Source organism: Ensifer sp. D2-11 (assembly GCF_054161295.1).
On record NZ_CP096435.1, the window covers coordinates 558,908 to 578,224 of the forward strand.

The 19,317-nt window shown below is 62.0% G+C and carries 16 protein-coding genes; 8 read left to right on the forward strand and 8 right to left on the reverse strand.

Going from position 1 to position 19,317, the window contains the following annotated elements; translation table 11 throughout:
- Nucleotides 1–4: 4 nt before the first annotated feature.
- Both nuoK and M1D34_RS28495 read right to left on the reverse strand, forming a co-directional pair.
- Entirely contained in the window at nucleotides 5–307 is a 303-nt protein-coding gene (nuoK, locus tag M1D34_RS28490; protein ID WP_100673253.1) for an NADH-quinone oxidoreductase subunit NuoK, read from the reverse strand.
- The gene (locus M1D34_RS28495; protein ID WP_498786273.1) at nucleotides 307–807 is read right to left on the reverse strand and encodes an NADH-quinone oxidoreductase subunit J family protein; all 501 of its coding nucleotides are present in this window, start codon (nucleotides 805–807) and stop codon (nucleotides 307–309) included. Before M1D34_RS28495 ends, nuoK begins: the two co-directional genes overlap by 1 nt.
- 299 nt (nucleotides 808–1,106) lie before the next feature.
- Here M1D34_RS28495 and M1D34_RS28500 point away from each other — a divergent pair, with 299 nt between their 5' ends.
- The 8 genes from M1D34_RS28500 (at nucleotide 1,107) to M1D34_RS28535 (ending at nucleotide 13,025) form a co-directional block, all read left to right on the forward strand.
- Entirely contained in the window at nucleotides 1,107–1,778 is a 672-nt protein-coding gene (locus tag M1D34_RS28500) for a protein-L-isoaspartate(D-aspartate) O-methyltransferase (protein WP_498786138.1), read from the forward strand.
- A gap of 142 nt (nucleotides 1,779–1,920) precedes the next feature.
- Complete coding sequence (locus M1D34_RS28505; RefSeq protein ID WP_498786140.1) at nucleotides 1,921–5,136, forward strand: PAS domain S-box protein; 3,216 nt, start codon at nucleotides 1,921–1,923, stop codon at nucleotides 5,134–5,136.
- Nucleotides 5,137–5,326: 190 nt separating this feature from the next.
- On the forward strand, nucleotides 5,327–6,010 hold the full coding sequence (locus M1D34_RS28510; protein WP_498786142.1) for a LuxR C-terminal-related transcriptional regulator: 684 nt from the start codon (nucleotides 5,327–5,329) through the stop codon (nucleotides 6,008–6,010).
- 177 nt (nucleotides 6,011–6,187) lie between these two features.
- Entirely contained in the window at nucleotides 6,188–7,549 is a 1,362-nt protein-coding gene (locus tag M1D34_RS28515; protein WP_498786144.1) for a CheR family methyltransferase, read from the forward strand.
- A complete protein-coding gene (locus tag M1D34_RS28520) occupies nucleotides 7,546–8,220 on the forward strand; it encodes a chemotaxis protein CheW (protein WP_498786146.1) in 675 nt (224 codons plus the stop codon). Before M1D34_RS28515 ends, M1D34_RS28520 begins: the two co-directional genes overlap by 4 nt.
- Complete coding sequence (locus M1D34_RS28525; protein ID WP_498786148.1) at nucleotides 8,198–9,838, forward strand: methyl-accepting chemotaxis protein; 1,641 nt, start codon at nucleotides 8,198–8,200, stop codon at nucleotides 9,836–9,838. The genes M1D34_RS28520 and M1D34_RS28525 overlap by 23 nt, the downstream gene beginning before the upstream one ends.
- Entirely contained in the window at nucleotides 9,825–11,951 is a 2,127-nt protein-coding gene (locus tag M1D34_RS28530) for a hybrid sensor histidine kinase/response regulator (RefSeq protein ID WP_498786150.1), read from the forward strand. Before M1D34_RS28525 ends, M1D34_RS28530 begins: the two co-directional genes overlap by 14 nt.
- 9 nt (nucleotides 11,952–11,960) lie before the next feature.
- Nucleotides 11,961–13,025, forward strand: coding sequence for a chemotaxis protein CheB (locus M1D34_RS28535; protein WP_498786151.1), 1,065 nt, complete (start codon nucleotides 11,961–11,963; stop codon nucleotides 13,023–13,025).
- 53 nt (nucleotides 13,026–13,078) lie between these two features.
- On the opposite strand, the gene M1D34_RS28540 is transcribed toward M1D34_RS28535, so the two are convergent.
- The 6 genes from M1D34_RS28540 to M1D34_RS28565 form a co-directional block, all read right to left on the reverse strand.
- A complete protein-coding gene (locus M1D34_RS28540; protein ID WP_498786152.1) occupies nucleotides 13,079–14,044 on the reverse strand; it encodes a type II secretion system F family protein in 966 nt (321 codons plus the stop codon).
- 9 nt (nucleotides 14,045–14,053) lie between these two features.
- A complete protein-coding gene (locus M1D34_RS28545; protein ID WP_498786154.1) occupies nucleotides 14,054–15,055 on the reverse strand; it encodes a type II secretion system F family protein in 1,002 nt (333 codons plus the stop codon).
- Nucleotides 15,056–15,082: 27 nt separating this feature from the next.
- Nucleotides 15,083–16,510 (reverse strand): TadA family conjugal transfer-associated ATPase, encoded by a 1,428-nt coding sequence (locus M1D34_RS28550; RefSeq protein WP_498786156.1) that lies wholly within the window; start codon nucleotides 16,508–16,510, stop codon nucleotides 15,083–15,085.
- Between the two features lie 107 nt (nucleotides 16,511–16,617).
- Nucleotides 16,618–16,788 (reverse strand): Flp family type IVb pilin, encoded by a 171-nt coding sequence (locus tag M1D34_RS28555; protein ID WP_003526943.1) that lies wholly within the window; start codon nucleotides 16,786–16,788, stop codon nucleotides 16,618–16,620.
- A gap of 344 nt (nucleotides 16,789–17,132) precedes the next feature.
- Nucleotides 17,133–17,558, reverse strand: a complete 426-nt coding sequence (locus tag M1D34_RS28560) for a TadE/TadG family type IV pilus assembly protein (protein WP_498786158.1) — start codon at nucleotides 17,556–17,558, stop codon at nucleotides 17,133–17,135.
- On the reverse strand, nucleotides 17,555–19,300 hold the full coding sequence (locus tag M1D34_RS28565) for an AAA family ATPase (protein ID WP_498786160.1): 1,746 nt from the start codon (nucleotides 19,298–19,300) through the stop codon (nucleotides 17,555–17,557). Before M1D34_RS28565 ends, M1D34_RS28560 begins: the two co-directional genes overlap by 4 nt.
- Nucleotides 19,301–19,317: the final 17 nt, after the last annotated feature.

Here is a 19,317-nt window from a genome sequence, read left to right on the forward strand (position 1 = left end):
GCCGCTATCCTTTCATAATGGTGACGTCGTCTACCTTGAGGGTGGACTTGTTCCTCACGAGCGCGACCAATATGCCGAGGGCCACGGCAACCTCCGCCGCGGTGATCGCGATGACGAAGATCGCAAAGATCTGTCCGCGGAAGTCGTCGTAGTACTGGGCGAAGGCGATGAAATTGATGTTGACCGAATTGAGCAGAAGCTCCAGCGACATCAGCACGATCAGGATATTGCGCCTCAGCAGGACGCCCCCCGCTCCTATCACGAACAGGGCCACTCCGAGCAAGATCGACCACCAGAGCGGGACCATCAGCCAGGCTCCTTCCGCGCCAGCACAATGGCGCCGACAAGGGCCGCCAACAGGATGACGGAGGCGACTTCGAACGGAAGGAGATAGTCGGAGAAGAGCGTCTTGCTGAGATCTCTGATCGCATCGCCGCCGCGCTCGGCGACGGGGGGCGATTCAATAAAGCGATCGCTCCAGAGCACCAGCACGACCATCTCGGCTCCGAGCAGGACGAGCAACGTGAGCGCCGGCAGGTTGCCGCCAGGCATGAAGCGCTGCAGCACCGCTTCGCGCACGTCGACCATCATGATCACGAACAGGAACAGGACCATGATCGCGCCAACATAGACGAAGATCTGGATGACCACGAGCAGCGGAGCACCGAGCATGACGAAGATTGCGGAAATCTGAAGGAAGCACGCCATCAGCGCCAATGCGCTGTGAACCGGATTTCGCGCCAGGACGAGCGTCAGGGCTGTGACCACGGACACCGTAGCGAACAGAAGAAAGAACCCCTGATGCATCGACGCCGACCTTTCGCCCACGAACTCTCGGCGCAAGACGGCCGGAGTCGAGATAGCGCCGCACTCACAAATTGTGCCCTAGTATCGGATTTTTCACAAGATTATTGTCGCTCCGACAAATTCCCGATGCTCTAGCGGTGCTTGTGCGGCCGTTGGCTCACACCCCTAAGTCCTTGCCTGTGTGGCGCCGGATCGCTAGCGCATTGTTCGCACCATTTGGTCTTGCTATTGCATGCTCGTCACCCTTTAATGTTCTAGACGCCATTTGCCGGCCAACTGGCTGAGGAGAGCGCGTTCTCATGAAGCCAATGAACGAAGAGCACCTCGCCGTTCTGCGCAGGCACATGGTCGAGGTGATCGCAATCTATGCCGACCTTGCAAGCAAGGAACTCGGCAAGGCGGCGCTCGATGAACGGGTGATGGCAGCAATGCTGCGAGTACCCCGGCATCTGTTCGTCCCGGCGCCGGCTGCGCCCTTTGCCTACCAGGACATGCCGCTTCCGATCGGCTTCGACAAAACCGTGTCGCAGCCCTTCATGGTCGCTCTCATGACCGATCTCCTTGCTCCCCAACCGCATGAGACCGTGCTCGAGATCGGCACCGGCCTAGGCTACCAAACCGCAATCCTCGCGCAACTCGCCGGGCGAATTTGGAGCGTCGAGATCATTGAGGAATTCGCAAGCCATGCCGAGGCTCTCCTGCACGGCCTCGGCATGTCTAATGTCGGCATTCGTATTGGCGACGGTTCCCGCGGCTGGCCTGAGCACGCTCCGTTCGACAAGATCCTGGTCACGGCGGCGGCTGAGGAGCCGCCCCCGGCTTTGCTTGAGCAGCTCAAGCCAATGGGCCGCCTTGTTCTTCCTGTGGGCTCGGAAGAACAGGTGCTGACTGTCATCGACAAGGATTCGGAAGGGCAGTTCGAGGCGCGGCAACTCATCCCGGTTCGGTTCAGCCGACTCGAGGGGGTCTAAGGCGCGTGTACCGGTGCCGCAGGAGAGGCTGTATCTTTCTCCGGGAACAATTCGCAGCCGCGATCAGTTGACCAAGGTTGCACAACCTATCGGGGACTTCTTACAATGCGCTACAGCGCCTCACCGGTCTAAGTGTCGTGTCATGAACGCACCGACGCCCGAACCGCCCTCCCCTAGACCCCATGATCTCTTTCACCGGCTTATGGATGGCATTGCCGAACCGGTGATTGTCAAGGACGATGCGTCACGGTTCGTCTTCATCAACGACGCGGCATGCGACCTTCTGGGCAAAGACCGGAACCAGCTCATCGGACGGACCGACCACGACATATTACCGGGGGAGCAGGCAGACAGGATCGTCTCGCTCGACAGGGTCGTTCTTTCGACAGGCGAAGGCCACGAGCTCGAAGAGCAAATCACGACGCCAGATGGGACACAGCGCACGCTCCTGACGAAAAAACGGTGCGTGAGCATTCCCGCCGGTCCGACCGAGGAGAAGTTTGTGGTCGTGACGATCGTGGATATCACCGGCCTGCGCAGGACCGAAGAGACTCTCCGAGCGAGCGAGGAGCACTATCGCTCTCTGGTTGACCTTCACCCGCAAGTTCCCTGGACCGCAAACACGGCGGGAGAGGTCCTGGAGGTTGGCCCGCGATGGAGCGAACTGACTGGTCTGGGCGAAAATGAAACGCTCGGCAGAGGATGGGCCAAAGCCGTTCATCCGCAGGACGCGGACTCTTTGGAAGAGGAATGGCGCCACTCCCTGGCAAGCGGTGCACCATTCGACTGCGACTACAGGCTGTTGACCAGGACCGGCCATTATCGCTGGTTCCGCGCTCGCGCAGCCGCAAAGCGAGACGCGGATGGAAAAATCGTGCGCTGGTACGGCCTCTTGGAAGATATCGATGAAAGGCGACGCGCTGCCGACGCCTTGCGCGAAAGCGAGGCCCGCTTTCGCGCCATCGCGGACAATGCGCCCGTGATGATCTGGGTCGCGGACCCCACCGGCGACACGAGCTTCTTCAATCGCTTGTGGTTGGAAACGACGGGGCAAACAGAGGCCGAGGCGCTCGGTTTCGGTTGGGTCGACGTCATCCATCCCGATGATCGGCAGGCAGTCCAGGAGATATTCTTCAGGGCGACTGCTGGGAAAGAACCGGTGCGTAGCGAGTACCGGTTGCGACGAGCCGACGGAAGCTGGGCATGGGTCATCGACGTCGGGCAACCGCGCTTCTCCGCCGACGGAACGTTCCTCGGATATGTTGGGTCCGTTCTCGACATCACGGAACGGCGAGCCGCGGAGATAGCTGAACAGGAAGCTCAGGCTTTTATCAGAAGCATTTTCGACAGCAGCCCCGACTGCGTGCGCGTGCTCGACATGGAAGGACGACCGCTGCTCATGAACGAGGCCGGCCGGCGTATCTTCGGACTGAACGAAGGCGCGCCGGTGACGGGCCAGACATGGGACTCCATCGGGCTAGCTTCCGACGCCGGCAAGGTCGAGGCGGCCTGGGAAAGCGTCAGACGCGGCAAGACAGCGCGTTTCGAGATTTCCGTTCGGGATGCCGGCGGTGAAGAAAGATGCATGGACGTGATCTCGGCCCCGATCACGGACCATCGAGGAAAACCGTTCAGAATCCTTTCCATCTGGCGCGACATTACCGATGCGAAACGAGCAAGCGACGAAATCAGTCGCGAGCAAAGGCGCGCCGAAGCGGCTGCCGATCAGCTTTCTTCGGTTCTCGAAAGCACCATGGACAGCGTCTTGCTGCTCGACGCCGACTGGCGCGTGCGCTATCTCAACGAGAATGCCAGGAAGCTCCTGCAGGTCGGAGACGAGGCCCTCGGAAGAGTGTTCTGGAAGCTCTTCCCCGAAGAGGAAAAGGGGAGCTTCGCCAAACATTGCCGCGAAGTGATGGACCGACGGGTCCGCTCCTTTTTCGAGGACCATTTGTCGTCCCTCGGCCGTTGGGTCGAAGCGAACGCCTCCCCGACGCAAGACGGCATTTCCATTTTCTGCCGAGACATAACCGAGCGGCGTCGCGCGGAAGAGGACACGCTGCTCGCCCAGAAGCAGATCGCGCATATGGCCCGGCACGACATGCTTACGGGCCTGGCGAACCGGATGTTCTTCCGCGAATGCTTCGAGCAAGCGCTGAACGAGAGCAGTCACGCGCGCATGGCAGTCCTGTGCCTGGACCTTGACGGCTTCAAGGCCGTCAACGACACGCTCGGCCATCCGGCCGGCGACGCTTTACTGCGCCAGGTTTCCGCAAGACTGATCCAGTCGGTTAGGAGCACGGAAACCGTCGCGCGACTTGGGGGCGACGAATTCGCCATAATACAACCTCTGACGACGTCCCGTGACGAAGCTTTCCGCCTCGCACAGCGGCTGATCGATACCCTTTCCGAACCCTTCAGCATCGAGGGCGCCGCCGCAACGGTCGGGACGAGTATCGGAATTGCGTTTGCGCCGGAAGATGGAACCTCTGCAGATGAGCTGATCAAGGCGGCCGATATCGCACTCTACAGTGCGAAATCTAGCGGGCGCGGCACCTACAAGCTCTTCGACGTGGCGATGCATGCGCAGCTGCAAGCACACCAGCAGATGAAGATCACAATGCGGGACGCGCTGGCGAAGGGAGAGTTCGAGCTGCACTATCAGCCGTTGGTGAGCTTGGAGTCGCGCTGCGTGAGCTGCTGCGAGGCATTGTTGCGATGGCGGCACCCTGAGCGTGGAATGATCGCACCGTCCGAATTCATTCCAATTGCCGAAGAGACCGGCTTGATCGTTCCGATTGGCGAGTGGATCCTCGGCGAGGCATGCGGCCAGGCCGCGCTCTGGCCGGAACGTGTGAGCGTCGCCGTGAACCTCTCCCCTGTCCAGTTCAAGCATCGCAACCTGGTGGGGGCCGTCGCCAACGCCCTCTCGGCCACTCGCCTTGATCCCGCTCGTCTGCAACTGGAGATCACGGAGACGGTTCTCCTGGACGAGAGCGAGCATAATCTCGAGCTGCTACAGGACTTGCGAAGGCTCGGCGTCAAGATCGCGATGGACGATTTCGGAACGGGTTATTCGTCACTTGGGTACCTGCGCAGCTTTCCGTTCGACAAGATCAAGGTCGATCAGGCCTTCGTCCGCGACCTGCCGCATGGCAAGGAGTCGCTCGCGATCGTCAAGGCCGTCGCCGGCCTTGGACAGAGCCTTGGCATGACGACAACGGTCGAGGGCGTCGAAACGGAGGATCAGCTGGCGGTCGTGAATTCGGAAGGCTTCAATGAGGTGCAGGGCTACCTCTTTTCGCGCCCCCTGCCCGCCGCGGAAATTTCCAAGCTGATCGCGGCCGGCTCCCTCTGACTCGATTGCCGCAGTTGCCAACAGGGCAGGAATTAGCCCTACACGTCGCGCGGCGTGTGTGGCACAATCCAATTACTACCGCTCATTGATCGAAATGGCGGGAACTCATTCGCTGAGACGATCGTTAGTTGCAAGTCGACGAGCCGGATACGGAAGCCCTTGGCGTGAGCCAGCGAGCGAGGATAGCGTAATGAATGCCTCAGGCGTCGCACTTATTGCCGATGACGATGAATTCTTCAGGATTGCGCTTGGCTTCATTTTGAAGAGCAAATTGCGCTTTACCGAGATTATCGAGACTGGGTCACTCGATGAGGCGATCGAAAGGCTTTCCGAACGCGAAGACGTCTCGCTGGCATTATTCGATCTGGCGATGCCGGGTATGCAAAGCGTCGCCAGCCTTGCTGCCGTGCGCGACGTCCACCCGGATTTGAAAGTCGCGGTCGTTTCGGCATCGTCGCGTCGATCGGATATCCTCTCCGCCCTGACGGCAGGCATAAACGGTTATGTCCCCAAGGGGCTTGGCGCGACCGATCTCGCCGAAGCGGTTCGCGCCATTCTCAACGGGTCCGTCTACGTCCCACCCTCCATCGCAGGCCGCGCCTCCCCTTCCGAAGCAGACACGCCCGCGCCTGGCGGGGGAGACCAGAACGAACGCCACCGTACGATCGAATTCCTCACGCCGAGGCAGCGCGAGGTCTTGCAGCTCCTTGTACAGGGGTTCTCGAACAAGGAAATCGCCCGCAAGCTGAAACTCGGCGAAGGCACTGTGAAGATCCACATGGCAGCACTATTCCGAAGCCTGCGGGTCAGGAACCGCCAGGAGGCGGCGGCGGCCGGGGCGCGCCTTTTGCCGATGACCGAAAACCGACAGTAGTCCGCTTGGATAGGCCGCCCTCTAGGTCATCCGGACGAATAGCGCAAATGCACGCCAGGACGTAGTGACGACAGCAGTCAATGTATGTGGAACGAAAATGCGCCAGCCGGTTTCGACAGAGAGCTTCATCCCGACGCGGCTTCGCGCCTGTCTGGCAAACGGGCAGCGAGGTGTCCAGTGACCAGGCGGGTGGTGTCGTTGCAGCTCGCTGAGCAGGTTGCAGGCAGGGTCGGCCTGACCTTCTCGGCATCCCGGAAAGAAGCCGTCGCTTCGGCGATAGACCGGGTCATGGTGCGGCGCGGCATTGCCGAAGGTCGCTCGCTTCTCGACCTGCTGGGATCGGACGAGGATTTGACCGACGACGTGATCTCCGCGATTACAGTTGCCGAAACGCATTTCTTCCGGGGGCCCGAGCAGTTCGAGCTGATACGGCGAACAATTCTTCCGGAACTGCTGCGACGGCGGCCCGACGGGTCTCCTCTGCGAATCTGGAGCGTGGGCTGCGCGACGGGTGAGGAACCGTATTCGCTTGCGATTCTATGCGAAGAGGACGGCCTCCTGAACGGTGTCCGAATCGATGCAGCCGACATTTCGAGGAGGGCCCTCGCCGCGGCCAAGGCTGCCGAATACGGCGAGTGGGCCTTGAGGAATACGGGCCCGAGGCTGAAGCAACGATATTTCACTTCGTGCGAGGGGCGTTTTCAACTGCACGAGCGATTGCGCCGGAGAGTCGACTTCGCTCACCTGAATCTCGGCGCAGACGCGCTTCCATCGCCGGAAAAGCGATTGGCCGACTTCGATTTGATCCTTTGCCGCAACGTGCTCGTCTATCTCGAGGCGAGCGCCGTGCACCGGATTGCCTGTCAGCTTCTCGCCTGCCTTTCCGATGGCGGCTGGCTGCTGACGGCGCCGACCGACCCGCCCCTGTGGAGATACGCCCCCTTCGAGACGTCGATCACGCCCGCGGGCGTTGTCTACCGCCGCATCATGGCTCCGCACACACGTAAGAGCTCGACTGCGTGCATCGCTCCTGTTCGACGCGCACCCGGCAAACCAGCCGCGGGCGTTCCGCTCGCTCGGGCACGCGTCGTGCCCGCGCAAAGAACGCCCGGCGACGATGCCGCCAAGGCCATTGCCCGGCAAATCCGATCGCGTTTAGACCTGGGTGAGACCCGTCAGGCCGCGCGCCTTGCCGCGCAGGCAATCGAAGCGCATCCGCTATCAGCAGAACTGCACTTCCTTGAAGGCCTCTCCCGGATGGCCAGCGGCGAGACCGACGCGGCCACGGCGGCACTCCGGCGCGTGGCCTATCTCAACGGCAAATTGGCGGCCGCACAGTTCTTCCTCGGTATCTGCCTCAAGGACAGCGATCCGCACGCGGCTCTGCGCGCCCTCGAAAATGCGCTCTCGTCTTGTCTCTCTCGTCCGCCGCGCGAACACGTCACGCTGATGCCCGAGGCAACGGCCGGACATCTCGCGCAGCGCGCACGGCGAGAGATCGGCACGATCCGACGACTTCTCGGGAGCGAAGCCGGATGAGGACACCTTCCCGCCCCGCCGCCCGTTCGCTCGATTGGACCGCCGTCAGAAGCCGTATGGGAGCAGCGATAGAACAGACGGAAGCGCTTCTGAAGGCGGCACAACAGGATTCCGAAGCGCAACACAAGCAACGATCACCCCGCGCGGCCGTCGATGTATCCGCCGGGCAAAACGAAGAACAGGCCGTCAGTCTCGTGACCTTCGTGCTGGCTGACCGCCAGTTTGCCTTGGAGATCCGCTACGTTTGCGAAATCGTTTCGAGGGCACGCGTCAGCCCGCTCCCCGGAATGCCCCCGCATGCCTGTGGCGTTTGCGACCTGCGCGGTCAACTGCTTCCCGTGTTCGATCTGCGCGGACTGCTCGAACTCCCGCAAGCGGCCGGTATCGCGAATGACTGGGCGATCGTGTGCGGGCACGAGCGTCCCGAATTCCTGATACTTTCCGAAGCCGCCCCGGAAATCCTGGCGGTCTCCCTGGAGGAGACCGGCGCAGCGGAGAGCGCTCCAGCTCCAGCCACAGCATGGCACGGAGCGACGACGAAAGCCGGCACAGTCATTCTCGATGGCCGCCGCCTTTTGGATGACCGCCGCTTCTTTCTTGATGATGAGCAGATCACCGCCAGCGACGAGACGGAAAGGACCGAGTTCCATGAATCCCCGACCAGCGAATAGCCTCTATGGCGCATTGGGATTGGCAATGCTCCTATTCGTGGCAGCATCGGCGCTGCTCGTCGGGTCCAGCTTCATTGCTCTGGAACGCGTGCGGGCCGATCTTGGAGCTACGTCCTCGCTCGGCAAGGAACGACTCGCCTATCAGATGATCTACACGGCCAGTCACCTGGAACGGGCGGATGGTCCGGATCGCGCCGCTGCTGCCGATGAACTGCGCCGCTTGATGGCTCGCAATGAGCGGCTCCTTGCGAGTCTGGCGAATAGCGAAGAAGGGATCGGACTGGCGGCAGCGAACGATCCTGATGCTCTCACGCAGCTTGAACAAGCCCGCCAGCAATGGCGGGATGAAGTCAGGCCCGCTCTGGAAAGCGCTATTGCTAGCGCACCGCTCAGTCGCGGCGCACTGGACGCGCTCGATCCGAAGGTCAGGGCGTTTGCGGCGCGCCTGGACGGATTGATCAGCCGCATTGAGCAGGCCGGAGTCACCCGACTCCAGCGCTCCCAGTTGCTGCAGTTTGGTTTTTCGGCTCTCGCCCTGCTGCTGCTCCTTCACGTGCTGAGGGTCGGGCGCCGTCTGGCCCACCGTACGCGCGCGCTCGCGGTGCTGGCGGAAAAGGTCAGCGCCGGTGACCTGGCGCAGAAGGCGTCGGTCGAGGGCAGCGACGAGCTCGCAATTCTGGGCGACTCCTTCAACGGGATGACCGCAAGGCTTGCCGGGATGATCGACAACGAGCGGGGCAGCAGGGAGAGGCTCGAGAAGTTGCTCGCCACGATCTCTGAAACGGCGCAACACCTCTCATCATCGGCTGCCGAAATTCTCGCCGGCACAACGCAGCAGGTCGAAGGCATGCGCGAGCAGTCCTCGGCCGTTGCCCAGACGGTCACGAGCGTGGATGAGGTGTTGCAGACGTCAGAACAGGCAGCGCAGCGCGCGCAGCAGGTTGCCGCCTCCTACGACAACGCCGTCAAGATCAGTAATGAAGGCCGCAGAGCGCTCGACGACACGGTGCAGGTGATGAATGCCGTCAGCGCGCGGACGGAAACGATCGCTGCCGATATTCTGTCGCTTGCGGAAAACAGCCTCGAGATCGGCGAAATCGTCTCGGTCGTTGCCGAGATCGCGGACCAGACGAACCTCCTGGCATTGAATGCTGCAATCGAGGCATCGCGTGCCGGCGAACACGGCAGGGGCTTCAACGTTGTCGCCAGCGAGATCCGTACGCTTGCCGACCAGTCGAAATCTGCGACCACCAGGGTCCGCCGCATCCTCATGGAAATCCAGAAATCGACAAACTCCGCAGTCATCGGCGCCGAGGATGGATCCAAGAGCGTCAGCCGTGCGCTCGAGACTGTTAGCGAAGCGGGCGAAACCATCCGGCAACTGGAGGCGATCGTCGCCGATTCCGCGCGATCGGTCGCTCAAATCGCCGCCTCGGCGGGTCAGCAACGCGCCGGCATGAAGCAGATTCACGAAGCGATGCATTACATCGAACAGACCAGCAGCCAGAACCTCTCGGCTATACGCCAGGCAGAGGAGGCCGCGAAGGATCTGAACGAACTCGGCTCGAGGCTGAAGGAAATGCTCACAGACCACGGCAGCGAACATGATAACACCTGAAGAACTCGACCCCGGTTTGCTGAACATGTTCACTCAGGAGGTGCGGGAACGCGCGTCGGAGATGGAGAACGCCGTGCTGGCAATCGAGGCGTCCGGCGACGCAGATCGGAAACGGCATCTGCAGGAACAGCTTCTCAGGGTGGCGCATAGCCTCAAGGGTGCCGCCGGCCTGCTTCAGGTGCGCGGCGTGGAAACGATTTGTCACTGGATGGAGGAAATTCTCTCTATCGCTGCGAATGAAGGACTTGTTCTCGAACGACCGAGGCTGGACCTGCTGCTATCGGCTGCGGACGCAATCCGGGACGCGGCCATTCTGCTCGAGAGCGGCGAGATCCCCTCTCCCGCGCATGGCGAGGACGTAGTCGAAAAGCTGAAGTCCGTCGCAGCCGCGGGTTCCGTAGACGGCTCAGAGGAGGCGCAGCACCGTCCGCCCATGGCGGAGCCGGAGATCGCCATTCGCGCCACCGACACCGACGGGTCCATGCGGGTCTCCGCCGCGCGCTTGGACGCGCTCCTTTACAGGAGCGGTGAAATGCTGACCTTCAATGCCGTCATGCGGCGTCATGCCGAGCAGGCCTCTTCGTTGCGAGAGGAAGCAAGGAAAATGCGCGCACCGGGTTCTGATCCCACCGGGCGGGTGGCGAGTGTCGAAGGCGGCCTGCGTCAGTTCGCGGCATTCCTCCGCCAGGACGTTCGCCTGATGCAAAGTGCCGCGACAGCACTCGACGAGGAGATCAGACTTGCGCGCACGCAGCCCTTTGCAGAGGCCTGCAAGGGTCTTGGCCGCATCGTCCGCGACGTGTCGGCGGCATCGGGCAAACGCGCAGAGCTGGAGATCAGGGGCGGAGAGATCGAGGTCGATCGCTCCATTGTTTCAGCGCTGCAGGATTCGCTTCGCCACCTCGTCCGCAATGCAGTTGCGCATGGAATCCAGACGCCGGAGGAGCGTCGGGCGGCAGGACGGCCGGAAAAGGGCAGGATTCTGGTTTCGGCCGCGATGCGCGGGAACCGGATCGAGGTTCGTGTCGAAGACGACGGCCGCGGCCTGAATTTGGCTTTGCTGAGTGCGGCGACAGGCGAAAGCACAAAAAGCAAGCAGGCCGAAGCGGATATCCTGCGGCGTGTCTTCGAGCCGGGCGTGTCCACCTCGGCCACCGTCACGAGGCTCTCAGGGCGCGGAATAGGTCTCGACATCGTCAAAGGCAATGTGGAAAAGCTACGCGGTGCGGTCGACGTATCGCAGGTACCAACCGGCGGTGCTGCTTTCACCCTCACCCTGCCTTTGACCCTTGCAACGGTTCGCGTGCTGGAAGTCCTCGCGGGGGGACATGTGTTCACGATCGACACCGCGTCCGTCCAGCGCGTCATCCGGATCGACCGGGGGAACTTCACGCTGACAGAGGGCAGGAATTTCGTCGGCACCCCCACCGGTCCGATGCCCTTCGTCGATCTTTCGCTTTGGCTCCACCTCCAGCCGAACCGCAGCGATGCGAGCGAAACCATCCCGGCAGTGGTCGTCGACTCGCCGGGCGGGCCAACGGCAGTGCTCGTCGACGAAATCACCGGGGAACAGGAATTGCTCACACGATCGCTCGGTCCGCGCCTGGCAAATGTCCGGCGTTACAGCGGTGGAATGGTGCTCCCCGACGGGCGCATCGCCCTCCTCCTGAACGTCGCAGCACTCGCCGAAGCTGCCGCCGAGGTGCGGCCTCGCGACAACGTCGTCGCGCGCCAGACCGCCGCGACCGTTCGTCGGAAGGTCCTTGTCGTCGACGATTCGAAATATGTGCGAACATTGGTGAAGCTCATACTGGAAGGCGCAGGATACGATGTGACGATGGCGACCGACGGCACGGAAGCGTTGAAGCAGCTTTGCGACCATGGAGCCGACGTGGTCGTAGCCGACGTCGATATGCCGTCCATGAATGGCTTTGAGCTAACCCAGGCCATTCGCCAGTCGGACCGCTTTACCGGCACGCCCGTCGTACTCGTCACCGGGCGGGAATCCCTAGAGGACAAGGTGAAAGGACTACGCGCCGGCGCAAACGCCTATCTGAGGAAGGATCAGTTCGACGCGCATGACTTCCTGGAAACAATGCGGCAAGTCGTTTGAGGGAAGAGGATGGTACGCATTCTTCTCTCGACATCGACAGTCGAGCTCGAGGATCTCGTAAGGAGGGCGATCGAGGGGGACGCCTCCGCGGAGCTCGTACTGATCGCAAGAAGCGGGAGAGAAGCCGTGAGAATGACCGGCGAACTCTTGCCGGACATTGTCGCCGTGGAGCTCTGCCTTTCCGGGGATGACAGCGCAGAAACGGTCAGGGAGATAATGATCACGGCACCGACGCCGGTCGTTTTGCTCTCCCATAAGGACGGCTCGCAGCTCGGGACCATCTCAGCGCAGGCGCTCGAAGCGGGCGCTCTCGCGGTCATCCCGGCTCCGGCCGCGCACGGCATGCCGCTCGAACAGCCGGCAATCGAAAAGTTCCTCTCGACGATCAAGGCCATGTCGCAGGTAAAGGTCGTCCGCCAATGGCGCCAGAAAGTCCGCGGAGATCGCACGGCCAAAGATCAACCGCCAGCAGCAAGGACGCCGATCGGGATCGTGGCAATCGCGGCCTCGACCGGTGGGCCGGCGGCGATCCGTGCGATACTGAAAGACCTTTCAGCCGAGTTCCCGGTGCCGATCCTCATCGTCCAGCACATGTCGAGCGGCTTCATCGACGGCGTTGCCGCCTCTCTCGACGCGACCGTGCCGCTCACGGTGAAGGTCGCCAGGAATGGAGAGCTTCTCAAACCCGGCACGGCCTACCTCGCACCGGATAATTACCAGCTCGGCGTCTCGGGCAGGTCGCGCCTACGCGTCTCGGACGATGCTCCCGTCAACGGCTTCAAGCCGTCCGGATCCTACCTCTTCGGCTCGATCGCGCGTGCCTTCAAGGGGGAGTCTCTCGCGGTCATCCTGACCGGAATGGGCGATGACGGAACCGAGGGGCTTCGGGCACTGCGCATGGCGGGCGGCAAGGCAATCGCGCAGGATGAGAAGAGCTCGGTCGTCTTCGGCATGCCGAAGTCGGCGATCGGTGCCGGCCTCGTGGACCTGGTCCTGCCGCTGGAAGGCATGGCCGAGAACATCACTGCCATCGCCCGCGGACGGCGCGTACCGGAAAAGGAAACAAGGACATGAAAGTCGTGGCGCCCACGCGTCGGATTTGACACGCAGGCGCCAGACCGCCCCCTCTAGGTGCTCATGATCTGAATGACCGCCGGTGTAAGGATTACCGCAAAGAGGACCGGCAGGAAGAACAGGATCATCGGCACGGTGAGCTTTGGCGGTAGGGCAGCCGCCCTTTTCTCGGCCTCGCTCATGCGCATGTCCCGGTTCTCCTGTGCCATCACGCGCAACGCCTGACCGAGCGGCGTGCCGTATTTCTCCGCCTGGATGAGGCTGGTGACGACGGCGCGCACGCCCTCTACCCCGGTTCTCTGCCCCAGATTCTCGAAGGCCTGCCGCCGGTCCTGCAGGTAGGAAAGCTCCGCAGTCGTCAGCAGGATCTCCTCCGCAGTTTCCGGCGATTGCGTGCCGATCTCCTCCCCAACCTTGCGGAAGGCGCTTTCGATCCCCATGCCGGCTTCGACGGTGATCAACAGAAGGTCCAGCGCCTCCGGCCAGGAACGCCGGATCGACTGCTGCCGCTTGGTGATCCTGTTCCTGACGAAGATCGCCGGAGAGAAATATCCGAGCGCGCCCATGGCGGCGGCCATCGCCACCACGAAAAACAGCGGCGTCTCCGGGCGGACGACCAACAGGATGTAAAGCAAGCAGGCCGCGAAGATAGCAACCGGCGCAATCAGCCGGAAAGCAAGAAAGGCCGTCACTGCGGCATGGCCACGATAGCCCGCCATGCTCAACTTGCGGATGATCTCGCCGTCCTCCGCCTGCTTGGCAAGCCGGAAGCGGTCGACGATCGCCTGAAAGAGGCGTTTCGGTTCCACACGCAAGGATACCTTGCTCTTCTCTTCCAGCCGAGCGCGTTCGCGCTGGCGGATCTGCTCGCGTTCGCCCTCCACCCTTCGCATACGCTCCGACAGCGTGTCCCGGAAGACGTAGGGCCAGGATATGACGACGACCGCTGAAAAGGCGGAGAAGCCGGCCATTATGGCCGCCAACTGTTCCGGGTCTGGGATATGGACGCCAAGGTTCATCTCAAGTTCTCAGAAGTCGAAGTTGATCATCTTGCGCATGACGAGAATGCCGATGCCCATCCACAGGCCGCAGCAAACGAGTACGACCTTGCCGATCGTCGTCGTGAACAGGAGCGCCATGTAGTCCGGGCTCATGAAATAAACGGCGCCCGCGACGAGAAACGGCAAGGCACCTATGATGCCGGCAGAAGACTTCGCCTCCGAACTCATCGCCTTTATCTTGCCCTTCATCTTCTTGCGCTCCCGCAGCACCTTGGAAAGGTTCCCGAGCGCCTCAGAAAGGCTGCCGCCGGTGCGGCTCTGAATGGCGACGACGATGGCAAAGAAGTTGGCTTCGGCAAGCGGCATGCGTTCGCTCATGCGCTTCACGGCCTCGTCCACCGGGATTCCCAGCGTCTGATCCTGAACGATCGCGAGGAACTCGCCCCTGACCGGCTCCTGCGCCTCCATGGCAATCACCCTAAGGCAATCCGGCATAGGCAGGCCTGCCTTGAGCCCTCTGACGATGACGTCCACGGCGTTCGGAAACTCGGCAGTGAAGCGGGCGAAGCGCGCAGTGCGTTTGATGTTCACGTAGAGGTGCGGCAGGAGCAGCCCGCCGGCGATGGCGAAACCGACCGAGACCAGCGGGCCGAGGCCCAGCAGCAGCAGCATCCCGGCCCAGGTGGCCAGCGCGGCGCCGGCACAGATGAGGAAATAAGCTTTGCGCGACCAATGAAGGCCGGACTGACGCAGCCTGGCCGAAAGCGTCACCTTGCCCTTGCGCGCATTCGCCTGGCGCTTCTCCTCAATCTCGCGCAGCGTCTTTTCCACCGAGCGGCGCCGGTCGCGCCCTTCCGTCTCGGCCGGCTCGCTTCGCTTGTCTTCCGCCCGCGCCGAAATGCGCTCGAACCTCTGGCGATAGGCGCTTGCCTTGGAGACACGCGGATAGAACGCCGCCACCATTACGCCGCCGATGCTGGTGGACGCCAGGAGGAAGACGAAGGCGGGAAACAGCAAAGAAGTTGCCATCTGTTTGGCCCTGTGTCAGCGTTTGGTTCAGGCGGCGGCCTTCAATTCCGCCGCGTCGAGGGCCGCGGCAAGCCGGGCCTCTTCGCCGTAATAGCGTGCGCGATCCCAGAATGCCGGGCGCCCTATGCCGGTCGAACGGTGTCTTCCGATGATGTTCCCCTTCTCGTCTTCGCCGAGGATGTCGTAGACGAAGAGGTCCTGCGTCGTGACCACGTCGCCCTCCATGCCGAGGACTTCGGTGATGTGGGTGATCCGGCGCGAACCATCGCGAAGGCGCGCTGCCTGCACGATCACGTCGACGGACGAAACGAGCATCTCCCGGATCGTTTTGGCCGGCAGCGAGCTCCCGCCCATGGTGATCATCGCCTCGATGCGTGCCATCGCTTCGCGCGGGGAGTTGGCGTGGAGCGTTCCCATCGAGCCGTCGTGGCCGGTGTTCATCGCCTGCAGCAGGTCGAACGCCTCGGGCCCGCGCACCTCGCCGACGATGATCCGCTCGGGCCTCATGCGCAGGCAGTTTTTTACGAGGTTGCGCATGGTGATCTCACCCTGCCCCTCGATGTTCGGCGGCCGCGTTTCGAGGCGCACGACATGCGGCTGCTGCAGTTGAAGCTCTGCCGCATCCTCGCAAGTTATGACGCGCTCGCCGTGGTCTATATAGCCGGTCAGGCAGTTCAGAAGCGTCGTCTTGCCGGAGCCGGTGCCGCCGGAAATGAGAACGTTGCAGCGCACGCGTCCGATGATCTTGAGAACCTCGGCGCCCTCTGGCGAGATCGAGCCGAACCGGACCAGCTGGTCGAGGGTCAGCTTTTCCTTCTTGAACTTGCGGATCGTCAGCGTGGGGCCGTCGATTGCCAGTGGAGGCGCGATGACGTTAACACGGGAACCGTCGCCCAGACGCGCGTCGCAAATCGGGCTCGATTCATCGACGCGCCGACCAACCTGGCTGACGATGCGCTGGCAAATATTGAGAAGCTGTTCGTTGTCGCGGAAACGGATTCCCGTCTCCTGCACCCGGCCGTTGACTTCGATAAAGACCTGGTTTGCGCCATTGACCATGATGTCGGCGATGTCGTCACGTGCGAGCAGGGGCTCGAGCGGGCCGTAACCCAAGATGTCGTTGCAGATGTCGCTGAGAAGGTCGTTCTGTTCGGCCATCGAAATGCCGGCCTTCTTGGCCGCGACGATGTCATTGATAATCGCGCCGATTTCCTTGCGCGCCTGCTCGCCATCCATGTTGGAGAGTGCTGCAACGTCGATCGTTGCGATGAGGGCGCTGAAGATTTCCTTCTTCAGGCTGTAATACTGTTCGGCCTTCTCGGGTTTCGCCGTTGCCGGAACCGGGGTCGGCTTCTGAACCTGGACAAGGGCAGGCGCCCGCGGTTCGTTTTCGACTACGCGCTGGACCGCTGCTTCGGGCGTCCGTTCCTCCGAAATGGATTTCTTGCCGAACATCGTTGTCGCCCTGTTCCCGAGATAGAGAAGTTTGAGATCGTTGGATGCGAAAGCGGAAGGCTATGCCTTCCGCTTCGCTTGGCAACCGGCGCGTGTTGTCGAGAGCGTCAGCCCCCGGTGAGCGCGGTTCCGATAGCGGTGAATCTGGTGGTCAACCCCGTGCCTATGGTCCCCATAACGGTGATGAGCACGACAGAGATCAGGCCAGCGATCAGGCCGTATTCGATGGCGGTTGCGCCGGACTCATTGCGAGCAAAACGCGCGAGAAGATTTTTCATGGTTCGGTCCTTCAATGGGTTGGAGAAAGTGCCGAAACCAGGTTCGGCGTCACAGGGCCGGGCCAGGTTGTGCCTCGAGTCCCGCTTGCTGTGTGGCCCTTATATAGACTTTGTTAACCCTCTTGATCCATTCAGCCTGATGGCCGAGCCGGCGGAGCAAATGGCTCGTCCGGTTGGTCTAGTCCGATCGCCAGAACCGCAATTTGCGGCAGCTTGAAATTGCGATGCGCCGCGGCCCATGGGTTATCCGAACACTGTGCCCCGCTCCAGATAGCCGTCACCGCCGCCAAGAGATCGTTGCAAACACGGCAGTTGAAATTCGCCGGCCTTGACTGGAAGTTCAATCACCCGATCGGGATGCGCCGCGACAGATTGAGGCTGACGGGGCTTTGGGCGAGACCGGGAACGACGAAGGTGAAGGGATAGCGGATCGAGAGCACGCGGAAGGCTATGCCGTCCACCGTTTCCTTGGTGACGGCGATAGTGAGCAGCGTCGGATCCCCGCTGTGAAAGCTCTCGCGCACCGCGCCGGCCAGCTTCGTTAGTGCTTCGCTGTCCGTCGCATCACGCGCGATCTGCCCGATCAGCACGCGGCGGGCAGCAACGTCGGCGGCGTGCGACAGTTCATTGCGCACGTAAAAGGCGCGGCCGAACTCGATGATGCCGAACACGAGCAGCAGCAAAGGCAGGCAGACGAGCGCGAATTCCACCGCCGCTGCACCTGATTGACTGCGCCACAGGTGGCGCATGATGGCGGGTGGAGCCCTCATTGGACTTGCACCTGCATGGAGGAGCCGAGTTCGAACACGGGAAGTACCGCCGGCAGCGACATGGGCTGATAGGACTTTGCAGCCGCCAGGCGATAGTACACGAATTGCGGTCTCGCGTTCGCGCAGGTCACAGTTCCGCATTGCGGCGCGGCCTCAGGTGCGACATCGGCATTTTCCGGGCAGGCGCAGTAGCGTTTCACTGCCGGCAGCGTGGCACTCGCCAGACGCGGGCTCTGGGCCAAGGTGGAAACGAGCACCTTTTGGACCTGCGCCGCGCCGGGATCGGCCAGGGCGGCCTGCGCACCGGCCCGCAGAACATGGTCGATCGTCATCCGCTCATGGATCGCAAGGCCGAGATCGGCCGTCGCCACGACGCCGAGAGCGAGCACCGGCGCAATCAGCGCGAATTCGACCGCCGAAGCACCGGCCTCGGACGTCTTCAATTCGCCGACCTTCTTGCGCAACGTGGAAGGAGCCTTCGGCTTGCCGCGTTTGAAGATCTTCTGCAGCAAAGCTTTGATGCCTTTCTGCCGCGTCCGTCTCTCCCGCGTCCCGCCGACCCGCCAGGCGAGCGAAACTATGGCTTTCCCCGCCTTCGAATCCGGTGCCGACTCGATGACCAATCGGCCATTATTGGCCGCCGCGCCGAACAAGGACGGTTCGAACGCCAGAGAGACGCTCTCTTCGAGACCGACAGCCGCCACGAAATCCTTCGGCTTGATTTCCTGAAGTTTGGGGGTGCCAACCTTGTTGAGCACAAGCCGCGGCGGCGGATCGTTCGGCCGCGCCTTCTTCAGGAAATCGATCAGGTTCTTGGCACTGCGCATGCCAGCCAGATCGGGCGTGGCCGTCACGACGATTTCGTCGGCCTCGAGCAGGATCTTCCGGGTCCACTGCGTCAGGACGTATGGCAAATCGACTACAACATGCCACGAGCTCGAGCGCGCCACGTCGAGGAGATGATCGACATCCTCCTCCCGCAAATTGATGAACTTGTCGAGATCCGTGGTTGCCGGAAGCAGGTGCAGGCGATCGGTGTAGGTTACCGCCAGGCGCCGCAGCAGCACGTCGTCGAGACGATCGGGACTCTGAAGCACATCCACCATACCGTGCTTTGCCTCGATATCGAAGTTCAGGCCGAGAGTACCGGACTGCAGATCGAGATCCGCCAGAAGAACATCGGCATCCACCCTCTTGGACATGGCGTATGCCACATTGTGTGCGAGCGTGGAGGAGCCGGTTCCGCCCTTGGCACCGACGAATGCGACGATGCGCCCCAGCTTTTCCTCGGTGGAGTCACGAAAGCAACGGTGCACCGCCGCGACGAAGTCCATCGGCTCGAGCGGCATGACGAGATAGTCGCTAACACCGGCGTCCAGAAGCTTCTTGTAGAGACCCACATCGTTGGAGCGGCCGATGACGATGACCTTGGTCCCCGTGACGCACTCCATTGCGAGCGTCTCCAGGGTGGCCATCAGCCGGGCCTCGCCCTCGTCGCTCTCCACGACGACGAGGTTCGGCGATGTGACGCCGCCATAAAGCGCAGTAGCCTCTTTCATACCTCCGGCCTTCACCGTCACGGTGGCACGCGCCATGCGACGGTCGATCGCCGCCGTGCCGATAGCCTCCCTCACCTCTTCTGACTGGCAGAAGACGGCGATGTCCACTTTCGGTATGGGCAATAGCGGTGCAGCGGCCATCGGCTGCGGTGCTTCCTTGGTTTCGCTATCGAGCTGTTTCATCGTCGGGATTTTCCATA